This window comes from Aquimonas sp. (assembly GCF_044377145.1).
GTDB lineage: Bacteria > Pseudomonadota > Gammaproteobacteria > Xanthomonadales > Xanthomonadaceae > Aquimonas.
Window position 1 is genome coordinate 12,136 of record NZ_JBILJQ010000065.1, and the last position, 20,377, is coordinate 32,512.

Below are 20,377 nucleotides of genomic sequence, written 5' to 3' on the forward strand. Positions count from 1 at the left end.
CAACCGCACCTCGCCGCGCCCTGCTTCGACCAGGGCGCAGGTCAAGATCAGCCGCTGCTGTTCAGACAGATCCGCGCGCAGGTGGCTCGGAAAACGCCGCCGCCATCTCCCGGTATAGCTCGCGTTGGCGCTCTCCGCGCGGCGCGGGGGCACGAACTTCCAGCACCACGATCTGATCGCCTGCAGGCGTGCCCGGCAAGCCTCGACCGCGCAAACGCAGACGCTTGCCGGTGTCGCTTTCTGCCGGAATTTTCAGCTCGACCGCACCACCGAGGGTGGGCACGCTCAAGGTCGCGCCCAACGCTGCCTGCCACGGCATCACGGGCATCCGGTGGGTGATCGTGCGTCCTTCCACCTCGAACCGTGGGTGTGGGCGATAGGCGATTTCCAGCAGCAGGTCCCTGCCCTGCCCGCCTTGGCCGGCGAGGCGAATCTGTTGGCCCGGCAGGATACCGGCGGGAATCTTCACTTCAAGCGTGCGGCCGTCGATCTCGACTCGCTCGCGGCCGCCGGCGTAGACCGTCTCAAGCTCGAGCTCGACCTTGAGTCGACGCTCGGCTTTGGGCTGCGCTGCTGCACCAGGCCGCGGCTGAGGACGCCCACGACCAGCGCCGAACAAAGTGTCGAAAAAATCGCTGAAGCCGCCGCCACCAAACTCGCCACCGCCGCCCTCGTAGTCCCAGCCGGGCGGCGGGCGAAATTCCTGACCCTGGCGGAAACCACCGGCGCGCAGCTGCTCGTAGGCGTTGCGCTTGCCGGGATCCTTCAACACTTCATAGGCCTCGTTGATGGCCTTGAAGCGCTCCTCTGCACCCGCTTCCTTGCTGACATCCGGATGGAATTTGCGCGCCAGCCGGCGATACGCGGACTTGATATCCGCGTCGCTGGCGCCCGGCTCCACGCCCAGCGTCTTGTAGTAGTCCTTGAACTCCATGGGTGCTTCCGAAAGTCGTGTGGCAAAACCCGCGGCGAGTGCCGCAGGCTGCGCAGGTTAGCAGCCTGCGACCACGGGGAAGCAAGCGCTGCTGCTGTGCGTCAGTCAGACCGCATTGACACTGATACGTCGCGGGCTGGCCTGCGGCCGCTTGGGAATGCAGATCTGCAGCACGCCATGCAGGCCCTTGGCCTCGATGCCGTCGGCATCGGCGGTGTCAGGCAGCGCAAAGCGCCGATAGAAGCTGCCGCGCGAGCGCTCGATACGGGTGTAACTGGCGCCTTCTTCCTCACTGCCGCTGGCGCGCTCGCCGCGGATCGACAGGATGCCCTTGTCCATGTGGATCTCGATCGTGGTCGGGTCCACACCCGGGATATCGGCCTCGATGATGAAGCGGGTGGGCTCTTCGCGGATGTCCACCCGCGGCGCCCACTGACTGGTGACGACGTTGGACTGGTCGGCTTCGGCGGTCTCGCCGAAGAAGCGCTCGAACACCTGCTTAAGATCGGTCTGCAGGCCGCCTTGAACGGCCCAGGGATTGCGGGGCGTAGCCATGCAAAATCTCTCCTGCGATCGACAGCCCAATGCCGCCGTCAGCGAATGAGGTGCGATGTGCAGGGCAGATTTTCAAGAGCCCAAGTCGCCGGAGCACACGCACATTCAGCCCGCGCACCGGTACTCGACGTATTCGAACGCATGCGCATGGCGAGCGTCGGCCGGGTGGGCCAGGCGCCGTTCGATCTGCCACTCGGCGGCATCGAATTCCGGAAACCAGGTGTCGGCATCAGCAACCTCGGTGTCGATCCAGGTCAGATGCAGGCGCTGCGCCTGCGGCAGCAGCTCGGCGAACAGCTCGCCGCCGCCGATGACCATCAGCGCCTCGGCGGCGTCCGCCAGCGCCAGCGCTTGCGCAACGCTCGCGACCGTCTGCATGCCTGCAAAAGGTTGGGCGCCGCAACGGCTCAGCACCAGGTTCAAACGCCCGGGCAGTGCTCGACCCAAGGACTCGGCTGTCTTGCGTCCCATCAGCAGGGGCTTTCCCAGCGTCAGCGCCTTGAACTGCTTCAAGTCATCCGGCAGTGACCACGGCAAAGCGTTGCCGCGACCGATGGCGCGGTTGCGGTCCAGCGCTGCGACCAGCTCCAGGCGCGGGCTCATACCGCCACCGGCGCCTTGATCGCGGGATGCGATTCGTAACCTTCAATGGCGATGTCCTCAAAGGTGAATGCGAACAGATCGCGAACCTCGGGGTTGAGCTTCAGCTGCGGTAACGGTTTGGGGGCGCGCTGCAGCTGCAGGCGCGCCTGCTCGACATGGTTGGAGTACAGATGCGCGTCGCCGAGCGTGTGCACGAAATCGCCCACTTCAAGATCACAGACCTGGGCCACCATGTGGGTCAACAGCGCGTAGCTGGCGATATTGAACGGCACACCAAGAAAAATGTCGGCGGAACGCTGGTAGAGCTGGCACGAGAGGCGGCCGTCGGCGACGTAGAACTGGAACAGGCTGTGGCAGGGCATCAAGGCCATCTGGCCCAGCTCCCCGACGTTCCAGGCCGAAACCATCAGGCGGCGCGAATCCGGGTTGCGGCGGATCTCATCCAGCACCCAGCCGATCTGGTCGATCTCGCTGCCATCCGGCGCCGTCCAGGCGCGCCACTGTTTGCCGTAGACCGGCCCCAGTTCGCCCTTGGCGTCCGCCCATTCGTCCCAAATGCTGACGCCGTTTTCCTTCAGATAGGCGATGTTGGTCTCGCCGCGCAGGAACCACAGCAGCTCATGGATGATCGAGCGCAGATGGAGCTTTTTGGTGGTCACCAGGGGAAAGCCCTGGCGCAAGTCAAAGCGCATCTGCCAGCCGAACACCGAGCGTGTGCCGGTGCCGGTGCGGTCCGCCTTTACGCTGCCCTGCTCCAGCACGTGGCGCAGCAGGTCGAGATAGGTCTGCATGCCAATTGCTCCGAGATCAGGCGACGCGCGGCGAACTGGCGCGACGCGACCAGCCCAACAGCAGCAACCCCAGCACCACCATTGGCAGACTCAGCAACATGCCCATGGTGAACCAGCCGACCGCGAGATAGCCGATATGCGCATCCGGCTCGCGCACGAACTCCACGGCGAAGCGGAAAACGCCATAGCCCAACGCAAACAATCCCGACACCGCGTAGCGGCGGCGCGGCTTGGCCGCAAACCACCACACCACAACGAACAACACCAAGCCCTCAAGGAAGGCCTCGTACAGCTGCGACGGATGGCGGGCAAACGCATCCAGCGCACCCTCTGCATGCAGGCGCTGAAGCTCCTCGGGCGCATAGGCGCGATCCAGCCCGCTGGGAAAGATCACCGCCCAGGCAACGTCGGTGGTCCGGCCCCACAGTTCGCCGCCGATGTAGTTGCCGATACGACCGAACAGCAGGCCGGTCGGCACCAGCGGAGCCACGAAGTCCAAGGTGTCCCAAAGCGGCTTGCCCTGCGCGCGTGACCACCACCACATGGCGACGATGACGCCCAACAGTCCACCGTGGAAGCTCATGCCACCCTCCCACACCCGCAGCGCCGACAGCGGATCGGCCAGCACCTGCTGGTAGCCGTAGAACAGGATGTAGCCGATCCGCCCACCCAGCACCACGCCGAGCATGCCGTAGAACATCAGGTCGCCGAAGGCCTGCTCGCTGACGCCGAAGCGGCCGGCGCGCAGCCGCGCGCGCCCCAGCCACCAGGCGGCACCGAAGGCCAACAGATACATCAGCCCGTACCAGTGAATGGCGACAGGCCCCAGCTGCAGGGCGATGGGATCGATCTGGTGCAAATGGAACATGGTCGAAGTCTCGATCAGGCCGGCAGCACGCGGTAGACGTATCCCTTCAGATAGTCGGTTTCGACGATCGCGCCGTGGATGGGATGGTCGGCCGACTGCTGCAGCTTGCTCAACACCTGGACCTGACGATCGAGATGACGCGCGCCCGACTGGATCGCCTCCAGCAGCGCGTCGCGGCCCATGTGATAGCTGCAGGAAGCGCTGACCACCACGCCATCACGCTCCAGCACCTGCATCGCCATCTCATTGATGCGGCGATAAGCCACCGCGCCCTGCTTGAAGTCCTTGCGGCGCTTGACGAAGGCCGGCGGATCGAGGATCACCACGTCCCAGCGTTTGCGCTCGGCGCGCGCCATCTTGAGGAACTCGAACGCATCGGCGCAGACGGCTTCAACCTTGCTCTCGAAACCGTTGCGGGCGGCGTTGTCGACGATCCGCGCGCAGGCAGCCTCGGAGGCATCCACGCAGGTCACCTCGCTTGCGCCAAACCCTGCAGCACGCAGGCCCCAGGCGCCGACATAGCTGAACACGTCGAGCACGCGCAGGCCGGGCACCAGTTTCTGCAATCGATCGCGATTGTCCTGTTGGTCGTAGAACCAGCCGGTCTTCTGGCCATGCTTCAGGTCGACCGCAAACTTCAGGCCGCCTTCCTCAACTTCGACCAGATCAGGCACTTCGCCGAAGGCCACTTCCACGTAGGACGGCAGTTCTTCAATAGCGCGCGCACTGCTGTCGTTGCGGAACAGCACGGCAGCGGGCTCCAGCACCTTCTTGATGGCATCAACGATGGCATCCTTCAGCCGCTCCATTCCGGCGGTGTTGATCTGCACCACCACGAAGTCGCCGAAACGGTCGACCACCAGCCCGGGCAATCCGTCGGATTCGCCATAGACCAGGCGATAGAACGGCTGCGGGAACAGCCGCTGACGCAGGGCCAGCGCCACGTTCAGGCGGTGCACAAGCAGGGATCGATCAAGCACATGACCGCCGCGGTCCACCAGGCGAGCGCCGATCAAGGTCGACGGGTTGATGTAGCCCGTGCCCAGCGGTTTGTTGGAGGCATCCAGGATATGCACCGGGCTGCCGGGCTCGAAGCTCTGCAGCGGCGACTTGACGACGTCGACCTCGTTGCTGAACACCCACAGGTGGCCGGCGCGCAGGCGGCGGTCTTCGCCCCGTTTCAGGAACAGGGTGGGGTAATCGGCGGCGCTCATGGTGTCTCCAGGTTAGTAGGTCTGAACAAAGCCATCCTGGCTTTGTCAGCCCGGACAGCGCCCGGTTGAACTCGGGCTCGTCCCGCTGGAGCCGGCACAAAACGCCAACTCCACGGGCGCGCCATCCTTGGCGCGAGGGAGACTCCGACTGCATCGGGCCTCCCGGGTAGGTCCTAACAGAGCCATCCTGGCTCCGTCAGACCGGACAGCGCCCGGTTGAATTCGGGCTCGTCCCGCTGGAGCCGGCATGAAACGCCGACTGCGCGGGCGCACCAGGATTGGCGCGTGCGGCTAGTGCAGCAAGCGAGGCCCCAGGATCAGCGCCCAGCAAAAAATCACATTCAGCATCAGCACGAACACCGCCGCCGAACCCATGTCTTTGGCGCGACCGGCGAACTCGTTGTGCTCACGGCCCATGCGGTCCACGGCGGCCTCAATCGCCGAGTTAAGCAGCTCGGCAGACAGCACCAGCAGCAGACAGCCCACCAGCAGCACGCGCTCGATCACATCAGCGCCCAACCACAGGCCCAATGGACACAAAAGCAGAAAAAGACAGACCTCAAGGCGGAACGAAGCCTCCAGCCGCCAGGCGGCCCACAGCCCCTGCAGGGACCAACGCAACGCCTTGAGCATGCCGGCGGGTCCACGCGGAATGAACGAATCTGCGCTGTCGGCCATGCCGGAAGCGGGTCCTTCGATGGAAACTATCGGGCCACGAAGCAGCGGCCGGGGCGATAGTGTAGTCGGCGAAGCGCGTCACCGCGAATGCCGCGGCCAACGTACTATCCGCGACCATCGCCGTCACAGCGAACAGCCGTCGGCGTCCGGCAACCACCATTGGCAGGAGAACACGATGTTCGATCCCACACGACTTCTCGCCCAGATGCTGGGCGGCACCCTTGGTGGTGCACTCGGCGGCAAAGGCGGCCGCAAGCACCATGGCAGCGGCCTCGGCGGAATGATGGGCGGCTCGGTCAACAAGGCCGCGCTTGGCGTCGGCGCCCTGGGTATCGCCATGGCCGCATGGGAGCACTACAAGGGGCAGTCGGGCGCTGCTCAAAGCACCCCGACATCGCCACAGCCTGCACTTGCGGGGTCGCTTCCCCCGCCTCCGCCGCCCGCTTCGCTGCCGCCGCCCGCACCGACTGTGCAGCTGAACCAGCCGGTGCCCGAAGCACTCTTGGCCATCCGCAGCATGATCGCGGCTGCAGCTGCCGACGGATTGATCGATGGCAACGAGCGCGAAGCCATTCTTGGGCGCGCCAGCGCGGCCGGTATGGACGCCGACGATCAGGCGGCCTTGCGCGCCGAGCTGGCGCAGCCGCTGTCGCTGCCCGAGTTGATCGCCCAGACGCCCGCGCGATTCGCTGCCGAGGTCTACGTGGCAGCGCTGATCACCATCAGTGTTGACAGCGATGCCGAACGCCGCTGGATGGATCGACTCGCGCAGGGCCTGAATCTCACGGTCGATCAGCGCAGCGCGCTCGACGCACAGTTCTCCCCGTCTCTCCCCCTCTGAGGATTCGACAATGCACTCGTGGTATCTCAGCTATGGCGGCCAGCAGGTCGGCCCTTTTGATCACGCCGCTGCCGTCACCCAAGCCAAGCAGAATCCCAACGGCCACTGCTGGCGAGCCGGCTTCGCCGAATGGATGCCGATCGCGGCCTGCACCGAACTCAGCGCCTCGGGCGGCATGCCGGTGCCGACGGCGCCGCCACCGGTCAGCCAGCGCAGTGCCGACGAAATCGACTACCAGGTGTTCGGTACCGAAATGCAGTTTGTCGAGATCGAACTCGACCCCGGCGAGAGTGCTGTCGCCGAAGCGGGCGCGATGATGTTCAAGGACGCCCAGGTGCAGATGGAGACCGTGTTTGGCGACGGCAGCCATAGCGGACAGGGCGGCGGCTTCATGGACAAGCTGCTCGGCGCCGGTAAACGCGTGCTGACGGGCGAAAGCCTGTTCATCACGATGTTCTCCAATGCGGGCAGCGGCAAGGCCAAGGTTGCGTTTGCTTCACCCTACCCCGGCACCATCATTCCGCTGTCACTGAAGAACTACGGCGGCCGACTGATTTGCCAGAAGGACAGCTTCCTGTGCGCGGCGCGGGGGGTCAGCGTCGGCATCTTCTTTCAGAAAAAGATCATGACGGCGCTGTTCGGCGGCGAGGGCTTCATCATGCAAAAGCTCGAGGGCGACGGTCAGGTGTTCGTGCACGCTGGCGGCACCGTGGTCGAACGCCAGCTCAAGGCTGGTGAGCGGCTCGACGTCGACACCGGCTGCGTGGTGGCGCTGACCGACACCGTCGGATTCGACGTGAAACCGGTCGGCGGCATCAAGTCGATGCTGTTCGGCGGTGAGGGCGTGTTTCTGGCCACACTGACCGGCCCGGGCCATGTGTGGATGCAGTCGCTGCCGTTCTCACGCATGGCCGGCCGCATGTTCGCGGCTGCATACCAGCGCGGCGGCAGCAAGGAGGAAGGCTCGGTACTCGGCGGCCTCGGCGGGATTCTGTCCGGCGATCGCGGGTTCTGAGTGGTCACAGGCATTGGCGCCGTCTTCGTGGCGGCGCCAATGCGGTTCCCGCGCGCTTTCAGAGACGCCAGCGAGGGCTAGGAACAAGGAGCACTACAACCAGCGAACGTACTCCGAACCGCCGTGTGGGAATGCCTATGTGTGGCACGGGAGCGCTCGCGATGTTCGGTGCGAAACAGGATGGACATCGTCGACATCGCACCGGCGAGGCTAAGGCGCAATGCGCCCGTCGGGATCGTCCTCATCGGCGAAAATCGCGACTCCGCGACTGCCATCCACGCCGATCCAGCCGCGATACATTCCGCGCGTGCTGAACGGCATCCGGATTGCCCCCTGAGCATCCATGGCGATCACGCCTCCATCGCCCCCAAGCACGGTCACCTCGGTCATCACGGCCGCATCGGCAGCTTCGGCAAGGCTCTGCTGGCCGTACTTCATTCGCGCGCAGATGTCGTACGCCACCGACAAGCGGATGAAAAACTCGCCCCATCCCGTGGCCGATACGCCGCAGTTGGTGTCGGCATAGGTGCCCGCGCCAATGATCGGGGCGTCGCCGACCCGCCCCCAGCGCTTGTTGACCATGCCGCCCGTGGATGTTGCCGCTGCGAGTCGCCTGTCGCTATCCAATGCCACTGCCCCGACCGTGCCGAAATACGTCGATGGGGGCAGCGAGGCCTGTGTCGACTCTCGCTCCAACACATCCTGCAGCTGCCGCCAGCGATGCTCGGTGCGAAAGTACTCCGGCTCTACCTGAGCGATTCCACGCTCCTTGGCGAATTGTTCGGCACCCTCCCCGATCAGCATCACATGCGGTGACTTTTCCATCACTGCGCGCGCCAGATCGATCGGATTGCGCACCGTCCGCAGGCCGGCTACCGCGCCCGCTTGCCGGGTGGCACCATCCATGATCGATGCATCCAGCTCATTGCGACCCTCATGGGTGAACACCGCACCCTTGCCGGCATTGAAGTGCGGCGAGTCTTCCAGCACCTTCACTGAGGCAACCACGGCATCCAGACTGGTGCCGCCATCCGCCAGCACCGCCGCACCCGCGTCCAACGATTGATTCAGTGCTGCGCGAATCTGGGCATCCAGCTCAGGCGTAATGGCCTCACGGGTCAGAGTGCCCGCACCGCCGTGGATCACCAAAGCAAAGCGCTGCTCAGCTTGCGCGCAAAACGGCAGCGCGATCGCGAGTGCGCAGGTCCAAATCGAAGACTTGATCACGTGCAGGCTCCAGGGCGATGGAAGACAGCGACGACCTTCGCGGCAGCGATCTGCAGCGTCAAGTGCCGAGAGCACGATCCGGTTGACGCGAACCACCGAACGCCCTGGATGGCCTACGCTGACTCGCATTCCGGATCCTCGCAGCGAGTTGCGGCCTCCAGAACGCGAAAGCCCGGCACTAGGCCGGGCTCTCGTTTGCAGCACTGCAGAGTTGAATCAGTTCTGCACGTTCAGCTCGGTGCGGCGATTCGTCTCGTTCTTGCACTCCGGCAGGTTCTGGCCGGTCGGCGCCAGCGGACGGCTCTCGCCGTAGCCACGCGGACCCACCAGACGACCGGCGCTGATGCCGTTGCTGGTCAGGAAGTCGTGGACCGCCTTGGCGCGGTTCTCCGACAGAGCCTGGTTGTAGCCTTCGGCGCCGCACAGATCGGTGTGGCCGGCAACTTCAACGCGGATATCGCTGTACTGACGCAGGATGCTGACGACCTCGTTCAGGGTGGACACGGCGTCTGGACGCAGAGTCGCCTTGTCGAAGTCGAAGTTCACGCCGCGCAGATCGATCGTGACCGGCACCGGGCAGCCATCCGGACCAACCGTCTGGCCGGGGGTGCTGTTCGGGCACTTGTCTTCGCAGTTGTTGACGCCGTCACCATCATCGTCGAGGTCGGCGCAGTTGACGACCGGCGTGGCCGGGGCCGGGGCCGGGGCGGCGGGCTGTGCTTCAACCGGGGCCGACGCACCGGCGCCGAGCGGGACCATCAGCCCAACGGTGAACACTTTGTCGAAGAAATTGTCTTCGCCAGAAATCGCCGTATCGTCCATGTCGTAACGACCGCCGAGCTCGGCACGAACGTTGGCTCGCCCGAAGTCAGCTTGGATGCCGACACCAGCGTGCAGTTCAAGGTTGTTACCCTTGACCTCACCCGGGCGGCCGCCGGCCGGGTTCGAGAACTCACGTTCGTGGCGCCACACGCCAGCGCCAAGAGCCAGGTACGGGCCCCAGGTGTCTCCGGCATCGCGGAAGTGGTAACGACCCGTCGCGCCCAAACCGTACTGGCTCCAGTTCAGCGAGTTACCGATCAGCTGCGGGTTGATGTGCTTCAGTTCCAAGTCCAGTGACCAGTTCGGCGTGAAGAACTTGCCGAAGTTGGCGCCGAGCTGCAAGTCGTCCTTCAGACCACGTGCGTCGTCAAACTCGACGAATCCGACCGACCCGCCGACATACCAACGGTCGTCAAAAGAATCCTGGGCGAAAGAGACGTTGGCAAAACCGACGCACGTGAGTACGGCACAGCACAGGAGCTTCTTCTTCATCAGTTCTCTCCTCGAGAAATGGGGATACTTCAATTGACACCACGAGATACGGAGCGATCTGCAAACGCCGGACCGTCGACAGGCGCGTACTCTAACGCTTCAGGATGACGTGCACGTTAACGCATTTGTAACGCAACCCGCAAACTTGCGGGCGCGGTCCTGATAGCGCTCTTGCTCTCGCACCAAGCCTTGTGCAAGGTGCCTGAAATCCTCGAGCCGATCCGTCATGACCAGCCCCGCTTATCCTCATTTGACGCGCCCCCTCCAGATTGGCGTGCTGACCCTGCGCAACCGTGTGCTGATGGGTTCGATGCACACCGGGCTTGAAGATCGCGCCCGCGACTACCCCAAACTCGCCGCCTACTTTGCGGCGCGGGCACGCGGGGGCGTCGGATTGATCGTCACCGGTGGCATCGCGCCCAACATCTCGGGCTGGGTGAAGCCTTTCGCCGGCAAGCTCTCGTGGCCGTGGGAAGTGAGGCGCCATCGTCACGTCACCTCCGCAGTGCATGCGGAGGGTACTTCTATATGTATGCAGATCCTGCATTCGGGCCGCTACGGATACCATCCGCTGGCTGTTGCGCCGTCCGCGCTGAAATCGCCGATCACGCCGTTCAAGCCACGTGCGCTCAGCACACGCGGCGTCGAAGCACAAATCCGTGACTTCGTTCGCTGCGCTCAGCTGGCCCGGGAGGCTGGCTACGACGGCGTGGAGGTGATGGGCTCCGAGGGTTACCTCATCAACGAGTTCCTGGCGCCACGCACCAACCGGCGCAACGACCAGTTCGGCGGCAGTCTCGAAAACCGCATGCGCTTCCCGGTAGAGATCGTGCGCCGAATACGGCAAGCGCTTGGCCCCGATTTCCTGATCATCTATCGACTGTCGATGCTCGATCTTGTCGAAGGCGGCTGTGATTGGTCGGAAATCGTGCAAACCGGCCGAGCCATCGAAGCTGCAGGCGCCAGCATGATCAACACGGGCATCGGCTGGCATGAGGCGCGCGTTCCAACCATCGTCACCTCAGTGCCGCGCGCTGCGTTCTCCGAGATCACACGCCGCATGCGTGCCGAGGTCAGCCTTCCGCTGATCACCAGCAATCGTATCAACACGCCTGAAGTCGCCGAGCAGCTGCTGGCATCTGGCTGCGCCGACATGGTGTCGATGGCCCGCCCGCTGCTGGCCGACCCCGACTGGGTCAACAAGGCGATCGCCGGGCGAGCCCGACTGATCAACACCTGCATCGCCTGCAACCAAGCTTGCCTTGATCATGTCTTCGAGAATCGCGCCGCCAGTTGTCTGGTCAACCCCATGGCCTGTCGCGAGACAGAGATCGTTCTGCAGCCAGTGCCCGAATCCCGAAGGCTGCGCGTCGCCGTGGTCGGCGCAGGGCCCGCTGGATTGTCCTGCGCTACCGCAGCAGCCGAGCGCGGGCATCAAGTCACCTTGTTTGAAGCAAGCGACGAGATCGGCGGACAGTTCAATCTGGCACGCCGGATTCCTGGCAAGGAAGAGTTCAACGAGACCCTTCGCTACTTTAGTGAACGTATACAGGAACTTGGCATCGATCTCCGGCTTTCCACTCGCGCAAGTGCCGAACAACTGCGTGCAGAGAGTTTTGATGCGGTTGTGGTCGCCACCGGGGTCACACCGCGGCAGCCTGCTATCGAAGGCATTGGGCATCCGATGGTGGTGGGCTATGCGGATGCGATTCGCGGCGCGCCGGTGGGCAAGCGGGTCGCTGTCATCGGAGCCGGCGGCATCGGTTTCGACGTGTGCGAGTTCCTGAGCACACCGCAGCCCTCACCAACACTCGATACCGCGCGCTGGTGCGAAGAGTGGGGCATCGACCTGGATTTCAACAGCGGCGGCGGGTTGAAGATCGCGGCGCCAGAACCATCACCTCGAGAGATCTGGATGCTGCAGCGAAGCCCGGGGAAACCTGGTGCGCGCCTGAACAAAACTACCGGTTGGGTGCATCGCAGCGCACTCAAGGCCAAGGGTGTGAAAACCCTCACGGGGCTTGAGTATCTGCGCATTGACGACGCCGGCTTGCATGTGCGGATCGGCGATCAGATTGAGCTGATCGAGGTCGATTCAATCGTCCTGTGTGCAGGCCAAGACTCCGTGAAATCCGTCTACGCGGAACTCGCGAAAACTGGCCTCACCTGCCATCTCATCGGGGGCGCGCGACTGGCGACCGAGGTGGATGCGAAGCGCGCGATCGAGGAGGGTGTACGTGTGGCTGCTGCTCTTTAGCCCGGCGGCAATCGCGAGCGAAGTCAATATTCTGATAATCCAGATGAACTGATCGATGAAGTATCGATCATTCATGCATAGCCAATCCATTCAGCCGAGATTTAACTTCACTCGGTACTCTCCGTCCCAGCTTGCTCCGAGTCGAACCGGCCGGTTCCCGGAGCCTGATCGTTACTGCCAGCCCCTACCTACTTCGGGCCAGGCGATCACATCCGTCAAAGCGGCTGGTTGTGCTTCCTTTTTCAGGCACACCAGGCGTGACCTTCAACGCCATGTCGGCGGCTTTCCCACCCTTTGATCACTTGCATACCTGTTCAAGGCTTGCCGTGTCCGAGTGCGAGAGCAGCGCTGACGCAACGGAACAGGAGTCCGCATGAAACTGGCCTGGATCCTCTGGCTGGCCAACGTGCTGCCGCAGCCCGCCGCCGATCCTTTGTGTCTCGCGACCACGGTCTATCTCGAAGCCCGCAACCAGTCCATCCTGGGTCAGCGTGCGGTTGCCGAGGTGGCGCTGCGGCGGCTTGAAGACGGGCGGTGGGGTGGAAGCATCTGCGCAGTAGTGACGGCGCCTCGCCAGTTCGCGCCCACGCTCGCCTCGGGCGATTATCGATTGAAGAACCCGGTGGCTTGGGAGCGCGCTGTCGCCATCACTTTCGAGGTCATGGCGGATTGGAGCAAACCCGCCAACCACCGACGCCAAGTGGTCCCGGGCGCAGATCACTTTCTGGTCAAGGATCTGGTCGAGCGGCCGCTGTGGGCAAAAGGCACGCCGGTGGCCCTGATTGGTGATCACGCCTTCTACCGGGTCAAGCGCCTCTAGAGCTCCCGCCTAACCCGCCGCTGGTTCCCTCAAGCTGCGACCTCATTCAGGCTCGCGGCTTTCTCTTTGGCGCTCGAAAGATACGTTATAGTGTTACGCTTCTTGAGCAGGAAGCGCCCGTGAACCTTGATCAAAACCAACCGCTGCCGCAACGGCTTCCGCTACGAAGGTCGCTGGCCCTGTCTGTCGCCCTGGTTCTAGCGCCGCAAACGACAAACGCCGGTACCGCTGCCGATCCAACGGCCCGCCAATTGGATGCCATCGAAGTGGTCGGGCGCAGCCTGTCGGGCGGCTACCACGCAGACGAGGCCACCGGCGCCAAGACTGACCTGCCCTTGCGCGAACTGCCACAGACGGTGCGCGTGCTATCGCGACAGGCCATCGACGACCTCGGCGCCCTGAGACTGAGCGACACCGTCGACTACGTCGGCGGCGTTTCACGCCAGAACAATTTCGGCGGCCTGTGGGACAACATCGCGCTGCGTGGTCTGCCAGGCAACGAGAACACCGGCACGGCAATTCTGCTGAACGGCTTCTCCGCCAATCGCGGCTTCAACGCGCCGCGGGATACTGCCGATGTCGAACGCCTCGAGTTTCTGAAAGGCCCCGCCTCGGCGCTGTACGGCAGCAGCGAGCCCGGCGGCACCGTGAATGTGGTCAGCAAGCGGCCGCTATGGCAACCCGCCTCGTCCCTCGAATTTTACGCCGGGAACCACAGCTTTCGGCGCATCGCTTTTGACAGCACCGGCCAGGCTGCCGAAAACTTTGCATGGCGCCTCAACGCGGCCGCCGAGGATCGCGACAGCTTCCGCGACGTAGTGAACCAGCAGCGCGGCCTGCTTGCGCCAGCATTCACCTGGAAGCTTGGACTTGATACGGAGATGAACTATGTCGGCCAGTGGCTGCGGCACGAAGCCGTCCTTGATCGAGGCGTACCGGCGATCAATGGACGATTGGGCGTGGTGCCGATCCAACGCTTCAACGGCGAGCCCGGCGATGGTCGCGTGGAACTGGAAAACGTGCAGCATCAGCTGAGCCTGGACCAAGCCCTAAGCGATGCATGGTCCTTGCGCGCAGCACTCTCGCGCAAGGACGCCAGTCTGCTTGGCTTCTCGACTGAGCCCTCTATGGTCGAAGCTGATGGCCGCACCTTGCGTCGACAGCGCCGCTTCCGTGATTACGACTCAAGCGATACCGCCCTGCAGTTCGAAGTACTCGGACGGCTGCAGGGGGAGAGCATCGGCCACGAGCTGCTGCTCGGCATCGAGCACTACGAATTCGAGCTCGACCAGCTGATGCTTCGGGTCAATCCGACCGCCGCAGCGCGGTATGCGATCGACCTGTTCAACCCGGTCTACGGCCAGCCCTTGCCGACACCGCTGCCGAACACCGATACCTTCGAGCGGCAGCGCAGCACGGCGCTGTACGTGCAGGACGCCGCCAGTCTAGGAGATCGCTGGCGACTGGTCGCAGGGTTGAGAGGGGAGCGCTTCCGCCAGAAGTTCGAGAATCGACGTAGCGGCGCGCAGCGAATCCAGGAACCGACTGAATGGGTGCCGCGTGTGGGCATCAGCTTCCTGGCGACGGACAACTACACTCTGTTTGCCAATGCCGGGCGTTCTTTCCGCCCGAACGCCGGCAGCGACGCCGCTGGCGTTGCGTTTGATCCGGAATCCGGTCGCTCGGTCGAAGCCGGCGCAAAATGGGAAGACGCCGAAGCAGGGCTGGGCGCGACGCTGACAGCCTTCGAGATCACCAAGCGCAACGTGGTCACTGGCGACCCCGCGAATGCAGGCTTCTCGATCGCCGCGGGTCAAGTCCGAAGCCGCGGGCTGGAGCTCGATGCTTCGGGTCAGCTCAGTAAGCACTGGCGCATCAATGCAAGTTTCGTGCGCTTGGATGCCGAGGTCACCCGCGACACTGTGCTGGAGGTCGGCACCACGCTGATCAACGTACCGCGCAGCAACGGCAGCGTGCTCGCGGTCTTCGAGGGCTCCCTGGGCGGTGGCCGCTACGGTCTTGGCGGCGGCCTCACCTACGTCGGTGAACGTGCAGGCGAAGCGCGCACGCAGGCCGAGGCCGCCGCTGCGCTTGAGCTGTTCCGGCTGCCCGCCTACACCACGGCCAAGCTGGTCGCCTACTTCAAGTTCAACGACCGCTTCGGCCTGTCACTGGATGTCGACAATGTGTTCGATCGCGAACACTACGTGAGCTCGGTCATGCGCACCTGGGTCACGCCGGGCGAGGCGCGGCGCGTCACGCTCGGCGCACAGGTGAGGTTTTGAGCATCGGCGGGACAGAACCCCAGCCGCGCATCGATATCCGCGGCCTCCGCCACAGCTATGCAGCCCAGCCGGTTCTGCGTGGCCTGGATCTACAGGTCCGCAGCGGCGAGCTCTATGCCCTGCTCGGCGGCAACGGCGCCGGCAAATCGACCACGGTTTCCGCCCTGCTCGGCCTGCTGAAGCCCGACGCCGGCGAGCTCCGCATCGCTGGAGTGAATGTTCTCACCCATGCGAATGACGCGCGCGCCCGGCTGGCCTACGTGGCCGAGAACGTGGCCCTGTACGAACACCTGAGCGCGCTGGAAAACCTCGACTATTTTCTGGCCCTGGCCGGCATCCATTCCGAACCCGAACGAGTGGTCGCACCTGCATTGACGGCCGTGGGCCTGCCCCCGGAGGCCTGGCCGCGGCCGCTGTCGGGCTACTCCAAAGGCATGCGACAGAAGACCGCCATTGCGCTGGCGCTGGCTCGACGCACGCCGGTGCTGATCCTTGATGAGCCCGGCTCCGGCCTGGACCCGCGCGCCACGCAGGAGCTGAACGCGCTGCTGCTTGAGCTGAAGGCAGAGGGCGTAGCGATCCTGATGGTCACCCACGATCTGCTGTCGGTGGTAGACATCGCCGATCGCATCGGCTTTCTGGCCGAGGGTCGCATCGTCGAGGAACTCAGCGCCGCCGGCCCGGAGCGCTTCAATCTGGCCGCCCTGCACCGCCGCTATGCGCAGGCGGCGCTGCCGATGTGAGCACAGTTCTGATGGAAGTCGCCCTTCGGCGCCTGGCCGGCGCCGGCACACTGCAGCGGATCGCCCGCGAAGAGCTGCGCTGGCTGTGGCGCAACGGGCTCACCCGCGCCGCCGCGCTGCTGATGCTGGCCCTGCTGCTGACCGCCACCCTGGCCGCCGTCGAACAGCGCAATGCCCAGGACGACGCCCGCGCGCGCGCGCAGCTCGCCAGTGATCAGGCCTTTCTCGACCAGCCGGAACGTCATCCGCACCGCGTTGTACACTACGGGCAGTTCGCGCTGCGTCCACTGGGGCCGCTGGCCTTTTTCGACTTCGGTGTCGATGCCTACAGCGGCCGGTTGCTTTACCTGGAAGGTCATCGCCAGAACAGCGCCAACTTCGGTGATGCGCGGCAGTCGTCGCTGCTGCTGCGCTTCGGCCAGCTGAGCCCCGCCTTTGTGCTGCAGCTGCTGGCGCCGCTGCTGATCGTGTTCATGGCGCACGCGGCAATCGCCCGCGAACGCAGCGGCGGCAGCCTGCGAGCGCTGCGCGTGCAAGGTTTGAGCGTGGGCCAGATCATGCTCGGCAAGCTGCTCGCGCACTCCGGCGTGGCCTTGGCCCTGGCGGCGCCGGCCTTGCTCGCGCTGATCAGCATCGGCGTTACGCACGCCGCCGCCGCCGGCGCAGCAGCCCTGCTCGCGTTGCTGTATGCGCTCTATCTGCTGGGCTGGGTGCTGCTGACCCTGCTGGCTTCACTGCTGGCACCACGTCCGCGCGAGGCCCTGCTGGCCGGGCTTTCGCTGTGGGTGCTGCTGTGTGTGGCGTTGCCGCGTCTGGGCGCAGATACGATTGCCGCCGCCACGCCATTGCCAACGCGCGTCGCCACCGACATCGGCGTACAGAAGGCACTGGCCGCGATCGGTGACAGCCACAACCCCGACGATCCGCACTTCAGCGCCTTTCGCCAAGCCTTGCTGCAGCGCTACGGGGTCAACCACATCGAAGACCTGCCGCTCAACTACAGCGGCATCGTGATGCAGGAAGGCGAACGCCTGACCAGTGAGCTGTACGAACAGCAGGCCGAGGCCGTGCAGAAACTGGAGCGCGCCCAATCGGCACAGCTGGCCGTGCTGGGCTCGGTCAGCCCGCTGCTGGCGCTGCGCCCGGCGTCGATGCGTCTGGCAGGGTCTGACCCGGACACCCATCGCGCCTTCCTGGCACAGGCAGAAGCGCATCGCTATGCCTTCGTGCAGGCCCTGAACGTTCTGCATGCGGAGCGGATTCATCGCGTCAACGACCGCGACCAGAAGCTCTCGCGCGAGCAGTGGCAGACGCTGCCGCGTTTCGAGTTTGTCGCGCTGCAGCGTGGCCTCGACAGCACGCTGCTCGCGGCCTTCAGCGCGCTCGGGCTGTGGCTGCTGGTGCCCGCCCTGTTGCTCAGGCGCTTCTGCGCCCGGGCGGAGACACAGCCATGAGCGCGCTGCCGCAGTTCGATGTTGAAGTGCCGCGCCGCGAACCCTTCGCACCGCTGCGGCGCGAGCTGCGCCTGCTGCTGCGCTCGCGCATGGCAGTCGCCGCGCTGGCGCTGCTCGGCATGCTCAGCCTGGCGGCTTGCTTGAACGGCTTCCATCAGGTTCGCGCACAAGCGGCTGCGATCGAACAGGCGCAAACCCTGCAGGGCGAAAGCGCCGACCTGCTGATGGCGCGCTACGGCCGCGAGCAGGAGCCGGGCATCATCAGCTACCACCGCTTCGTGCTGACCTGGGATGCACCAGCACCGCTGGGCTTCGCCGCCATCGGCCAGCGGGACATCGCGCCCTGGCTGCTGCGGGTGCGCGCGCTGGGGCTGCAGGCGCAGCTGTACGAGGGCGATCACGCCAATCCGGAGCTGGCGCTGGCGGGCCGTTTCGACTTTGCCTTCGTGCTGGTCTATCTGGCGCCGCTGGTACTTATCGCCTTGCTGCACGATCTGATCAGCAGCGAACGCGAAGCCGGCCGTCTGCGCCTGCTGCACAGCCTGCCGGGTGCCGGCCGCGGCCTGTGGCAGCGACGCGCGGGCCTGCGCGCCACGGCCGTGTGGCTGGCTCTGAGTGCGCCTGCCTGCGGCGTCGCTGTGCTTGCAGGAGCGCCGGTGCAGCAATGGGCCGGTCTGCTTACCGTTGCGGCCCTGTACCTGCTGTTCTGGGCCGGGTTGTGCGTGTGGCTCGGCGCGCGCGAGCGCAGCTCGGGTGCGCATGCCGCCCACCTGATTGGCGCCTGGCTGCTGCTGTGCCTGGTGCTGCCCACCCTCGGCCAAGCCGCGCTGCAGCGTGCGCTACCGGCGGAATCCGGCATGGAGCTGATGTTGGCCCAGCGCGAAGAAGTGCACGCCGGCTGGGATCGGCCCAAACCCGAGACCTTCGAACGCTTCTTTCAGGATCACCCCGAATGGCGCGACACCGCGCCGGTGAAGGAGCGCTTCCATTGGAAGTGGTACTACGCGCTGCAGCACGCCGGCGACTGGAGCGTGCGCGAGCAGGTCGCGGCCTACCGATCAACCATCGAAGCACGCGAGCGCGGAGCCCGCAAGCTCGGATGGCTGCTGCCCGGCGTGGCCGCCCAGGCGGGGGTGCACCGCCTCGCCGACAGCGATCTGGAGGCTCACCTCGCCTATCTGGATCGCGTCGCGTCTCTGCATCGCGAACTGCGCCTGCACCTGTATCCGTATGTGTTTGACGAACGGCCGTGGACACCGGCCGATGCCGCCAGCGCGCCGGTGTACCGCGATGCGCACGGCGATTCGAGCCTGCCCGCACAGCTGTGGCTGATGCTGCTGATCGCGGCGGGGATCGGCCTTGGGCTGGGCCGGCGCGGCTTGCGACGAATCGGGGGCTGATTGAACGCAGCCTCGCGTGTGCCCGCTCGACACATGCGGGTTGCGGAACAGGCGCCGCGCGTGAGCGCTGCGCCGCGCGCAACGATCGTACTGCACGCATCGCGCTACCGGCTCCGCGCACGCCAGAACGGCATTCGCTACTGGAGCCACGCTCGAAAACGCGCCCGCAACTGTGGCGATGTCGTCGGGTAGCCGCAGCGCGGCAATGCGATCATGCGCAGACGCGAGCCAGTCCGGCCCAGCGACCTGCGGAACGCTATGCTCGATACGTTCTCTTCTACGCCCGCCGCTGATGACCCGGCACAGCCGATGCCCGCAGCCAAGCCCTTCGCGCACATCGACCTCAAGGCTTTCGGTGACGACATCGCTGCCCTGCACGCCGAGCTGAAAGCCGACTTGGGCGATGCCGATATCAAACACCTGCAGCGGATGGAGTGGTGGGGACGTGTCTGCACGGTGATCGGCTATGCGCTGGCCTGGATCATCCCAAACCCGATTTCAGCCCTGCTGATGGGCCTGGGAAATGTCTCGCGCTGGGCAAATGTGACCCATCCGATCCTGCATCGCGGCTATGACGCAGTGCCCGGCGCGCCCGCACGCTACACCAGCACGCGCTTCGCGCAGGGCTGGCGGCGCATGCTCGACTGGCCGGACTGGTTGCTGCCCGCCGCCTGGTGCCACGAGCACAACCAGCTGCATCACTTCCACACCGGCCAGGTGGGTGATCCCGACTTGGTCGAACGCAATGCCGAGATTCTGCGCCGCGCCGGCTTTCCGCGTCTGCTCAAGTGGCTGGCGGTGATCGTGCTGATGGCGAGCTGGAAGCTCACCTACTACGCGCCGAACACATTCTGGGCCCTGCGGCAGTGGCAGCTCTCGCGGCGCGCAGACGCCCGCAAGGACGGCGCTTCGCCGCCAAGCATGGCGGAGGTGCCACGCTTGGCCTATCCCGGAGAACGCCTGCTGCTGCCGATCACGCGGCGCGGCGTCGAGTTCTACCTGCACTGCGTGCTGCCCTATGCACTGTTCCGCTTTGGACTGATCCCGGCGCTGTTCCTGCCGCTGGGCGTCGGCGCCTGGCTGGCGGTGCTGATCAACAGCCTGCTGGCCGAAGTCGTGGCAAATGCGATCTCGTTCCTGATCATCGCGCCCAATCACAGCGGCGACGATCTGCACCGCTTCGACAAGCGCCCGGCCAGCCGCGGCGAGTTCTATCTGCAGCAGGTGACAGGCTCGGTGAACTACCCCGGCGGCAGCCCTACGCGCCTACACTCCACGAGACAGTGACGCAGCACGTTATCTCTCATTCTAGGGCGGCTTTGTTCGGAGACTCCCATGCCAAAGCCGTTGCGGGTTCGCCCGCCAGAAACATCTTCCG

General features: G+C 65.0%; 18 protein-coding genes. 9 read left to right on the plus strand and 9 right to left on the minus strand.

What is annotated here, in order from left to right:
* Positions 1-61: 61 nt before the first annotated feature.
* The 7 genes from ACIQ7H_RS17060 to ACIQ7H_RS17090 form a co-directional block, all read right to left on the minus strand.
* The gene (locus tag ACIQ7H_RS17060; protein WP_395793712.1) at positions 62-934 is read right to left on the minus strand and encodes a DnaJ C-terminal domain-containing protein; all 873 of its coding nucleotides are present in this window, start codon (positions 932-934) and stop codon (positions 62-64) included.
* Between the two features lie 105 nt (positions 935-1,039).
* The gene (locus ACIQ7H_RS17065; protein ID WP_395793713.1) at positions 1,040-1,489 is read right to left on the minus strand and encodes an Hsp20/alpha crystallin family protein; all 450 of its coding nucleotides are present in this window, start codon (positions 1,487-1,489) and stop codon (positions 1,040-1,042) included.
* Positions 1,490-1,594: 105 nt separating this feature from the next.
* Complete coding sequence (locus ACIQ7H_RS17070) at positions 1,595-2,092, minus strand: dihydrofolate reductase (RefSeq protein WP_395793715.1); 498 nt, start codon at positions 2,090-2,092, stop codon at positions 1,595-1,597.
* Positions 2,089-2,883: a thymidylate synthase gene (locus ACIQ7H_RS17075; protein ID WP_395793717.1), complete on the minus strand. Its 795-nt coding sequence runs from the start codon at positions 2,881-2,883 to the stop codon at positions 2,089-2,091. Before ACIQ7H_RS17075 ends, ACIQ7H_RS17070 begins: the two co-directional genes overlap by 4 nt.
* A 16-nt stretch (positions 2,884-2,899) precedes the next feature.
* Entirely contained in the window at positions 2,900-3,751 is an 852-nt protein-coding gene (gene lgt / locus ACIQ7H_RS17080; RefSeq protein ID WP_395793719.1) for a prolipoprotein diacylglyceryl transferase, read from the minus strand.
* Positions 3,752-3,765: 14 nt separating this feature from the next.
* On the minus strand, positions 3,766-4,965 hold the full coding sequence (locus tag ACIQ7H_RS17085; protein ID WP_395793721.1) for a class I SAM-dependent rRNA methyltransferase: 1,200 nt from the start codon (positions 4,963-4,965) through the stop codon (positions 3,766-3,768).
* A 291-nt stretch (positions 4,966-5,256) separates the two neighbouring features.
* A complete protein-coding gene (locus ACIQ7H_RS17090; protein ID WP_395793722.1) occupies positions 5,257-5,643 on the minus strand; it encodes a diacylglycerol kinase in 387 nt (128 codons plus the stop codon).
* A gap of 175 nt (positions 5,644-5,818) precedes the next feature.
* Here ACIQ7H_RS17090 and ACIQ7H_RS17095 point away from each other — a divergent pair, with 175 nt between their 5' ends.
* Entirely contained in the window at positions 5,819-6,484 is a 666-nt protein-coding gene (locus tag ACIQ7H_RS17095) for a DUF533 domain-containing protein (protein WP_395793724.1), read from the plus strand.
* A 10-nt stretch (positions 6,485-6,494) separates the two neighbouring features.
* A complete protein-coding gene (locus ACIQ7H_RS17100) occupies positions 6,495-7,499 on the plus strand; it encodes a TIGR00266 family protein (RefSeq protein ID WP_395793726.1) in 1,005 nt (334 codons plus the stop codon).
* 210 nt (positions 7,500-7,709) lie between these two features.
* Here ACIQ7H_RS17100 and ACIQ7H_RS17105 read toward each other — a convergent pair whose 3' ends face one another.
* On the minus strand, positions 7,710-8,690 hold the full coding sequence (locus ACIQ7H_RS17105; protein ID WP_395793742.1) for an isoaspartyl peptidase/L-asparaginase family protein: 981 nt from the start codon (positions 8,688-8,690) through the stop codon (positions 7,710-7,712).
* Between the two features lie 252 nt (positions 8,691-8,942).
* Complete coding sequence (locus tag ACIQ7H_RS17110) at positions 8,943-10,040, minus strand: OmpA family protein (RefSeq protein ID WP_395793728.1); 1,098 nt, start codon at positions 10,038-10,040, stop codon at positions 8,943-8,945.
* A 226-nt stretch (positions 10,041-10,266) separates the two neighbouring features.
* On the opposite strand from ACIQ7H_RS17110, the gene ACIQ7H_RS17115 reads away from it, so the two are divergent.
* The 7 genes from ACIQ7H_RS17115 to ACIQ7H_RS17145 all read left to right on the plus strand — a co-directional run bounded on the left by ACIQ7H_RS17115 (position 10,267) and on the right by ACIQ7H_RS17145 (position 20,286).
* Complete coding sequence (locus ACIQ7H_RS17115) at positions 10,267-12,297, plus strand: FAD-dependent oxidoreductase (RefSeq protein ID WP_395793730.1); 2,031 nt, start codon at positions 10,267-10,269, stop codon at positions 12,295-12,297.
* Between the two features lie 373 nt (positions 12,298-12,670).
* Positions 12,671-13,117 (plus strand): cell wall hydrolase, encoded by a 447-nt coding sequence (locus ACIQ7H_RS17120; RefSeq protein ID WP_395793732.1) that lies wholly within the window; start codon positions 12,671-12,673, stop codon positions 13,115-13,117.
* A gap of 251 nt (positions 13,118-13,368) precedes the next feature.
* Positions 13,369-15,402, plus strand: coding sequence for a TonB-dependent siderophore receptor (locus ACIQ7H_RS17125; RefSeq protein ID WP_395793734.1), 2,034 nt, complete (start codon positions 13,369-13,371; stop codon positions 15,400-15,402).
* Between the two features lie 2 nt (positions 15,403-15,404).
* Positions 15,405-16,145, plus strand: a complete 741-nt coding sequence (locus ACIQ7H_RS17130; protein ID WP_395793744.1) for an ABC transporter ATP-binding protein — start codon at positions 15,405-15,407, stop codon at positions 16,143-16,145.
* An 11-nt stretch (positions 16,146-16,156) separates the two neighbouring features.
* A complete protein-coding gene (locus ACIQ7H_RS17135) occupies positions 16,157-17,599 on the plus strand; it encodes an ABC transporter permease (protein ID WP_395793736.1) in 1,443 nt (480 codons plus the stop codon).
* On the plus strand, positions 17,596-18,999 hold the full coding sequence (locus ACIQ7H_RS17140; protein WP_395793738.1) for a DUF3526 domain-containing protein: 1,404 nt from the start codon (positions 17,596-17,598) through the stop codon (positions 18,997-18,999). Before ACIQ7H_RS17135 ends, ACIQ7H_RS17140 begins: the two co-directional genes overlap by 4 nt.
* Before the next feature lie 309 nt (positions 19,000-19,308).
* Entirely contained in the window at positions 19,309-20,286 is a 978-nt protein-coding gene (locus ACIQ7H_RS17145; RefSeq protein ID WP_395793740.1) for a hypothetical protein, read from the plus strand.
* Positions 20,287-20,377: the final 91 nt, after the last annotated feature.

Excerpts from the sequence above, each read along its gene's own strand:
- ACIQ7H_RS17070 (WP_395793715.1), bottom strand. The coding sequence starts at position 2,092 with ATGAGCCCGCGCCTGGAGCTGGTCGCAGCGCTGGACCGCAACCGCGCC.
- ACIQ7H_RS17085 (WP_395793721.1), bottom strand. The coding sequence starts at position 4,965 with ATGAGCGCCGCCGATTACCCCACCCTGTTCCTGAAACGGGGCGAAGAC.
- ACIQ7H_RS17095 (WP_395793724.1), top strand. The coding sequence starts at position 5,819 with ATGTTCGATCCCACACGACTTCTCGCCCAGATGCTGGGCGGCACCCTT.
- ACIQ7H_RS17090 (WP_395793722.1), bottom strand. The coding sequence starts at position 5,643 with ATGGCCGACAGCGCAGATTCGTTCATTCCGCGTGGACCCGCCGGCATG.
- ACIQ7H_RS17110 (WP_395793728.1), bottom strand. The coding sequence starts at position 10,040 with ATGAAGAAGAAGCTCCTGTGCTGTGCCGTACTCACGTGCGTCGGTTTT.
- ACIQ7H_RS17100 (WP_395793726.1), top strand. The coding sequence starts at position 6,495 with ATGCACTCGTGGTATCTCAGCTATGGCGGCCAGCAGGTCGGCCCTTTT.
- ACIQ7H_RS17140 (WP_395793738.1), top strand. The coding sequence starts at position 17,596 with ATGAGCGCGCTGCCGCAGTTCGATGTTGAAGTGCCGCGCCGCGAACCC.
- ACIQ7H_RS17145 (WP_395793740.1), top strand. The coding sequence starts at position 19,309 with ATGCCCGCAGCCAAGCCCTTCGCGCACATCGACCTCAAGGCTTTCGGT.
- ACIQ7H_RS17115 (WP_395793730.1), top strand. The coding sequence starts at position 10,267 with ATGACCAGCCCCGCTTATCCTCATTTGACGCGCCCCCTCCAGATTGGC.
- ACIQ7H_RS17065 (WP_395793713.1), bottom strand. The coding sequence starts at position 1,489 with ATGGCTACGCCCCGCAATCCCTGGGCCGTTCAAGGCGGCCTGCAGACC.
- lgt (WP_395793719.1), bottom strand. The coding sequence starts at position 3,751 with ATGTTCCATTTGCACCAGATCGATCCCATCGCCCTGCAGCTGGGGCCT.
- ACIQ7H_RS17060 (WP_395793712.1), bottom strand. The coding sequence starts at position 934 with ATGGAGTTCAAGGACTACTACAAGACGCTGGGCGTGGAGCCGGGCGCC.
- ACIQ7H_RS17075 (WP_395793717.1), bottom strand. The coding sequence starts at position 2,883 with ATGCAGACCTATCTCGACCTGCTGCGCCACGTGCTGGAGCAGGGCAGC.
- ACIQ7H_RS17120 (WP_395793732.1), top strand. The coding sequence starts at position 12,671 with ATGAAACTGGCCTGGATCCTCTGGCTGGCCAACGTGCTGCCGCAGCCC.
- ACIQ7H_RS17135 (WP_395793736.1), top strand. The coding sequence starts at position 16,157 with ATGGAAGTCGCCCTTCGGCGCCTGGCCGGCGCCGGCACACTGCAGCGG.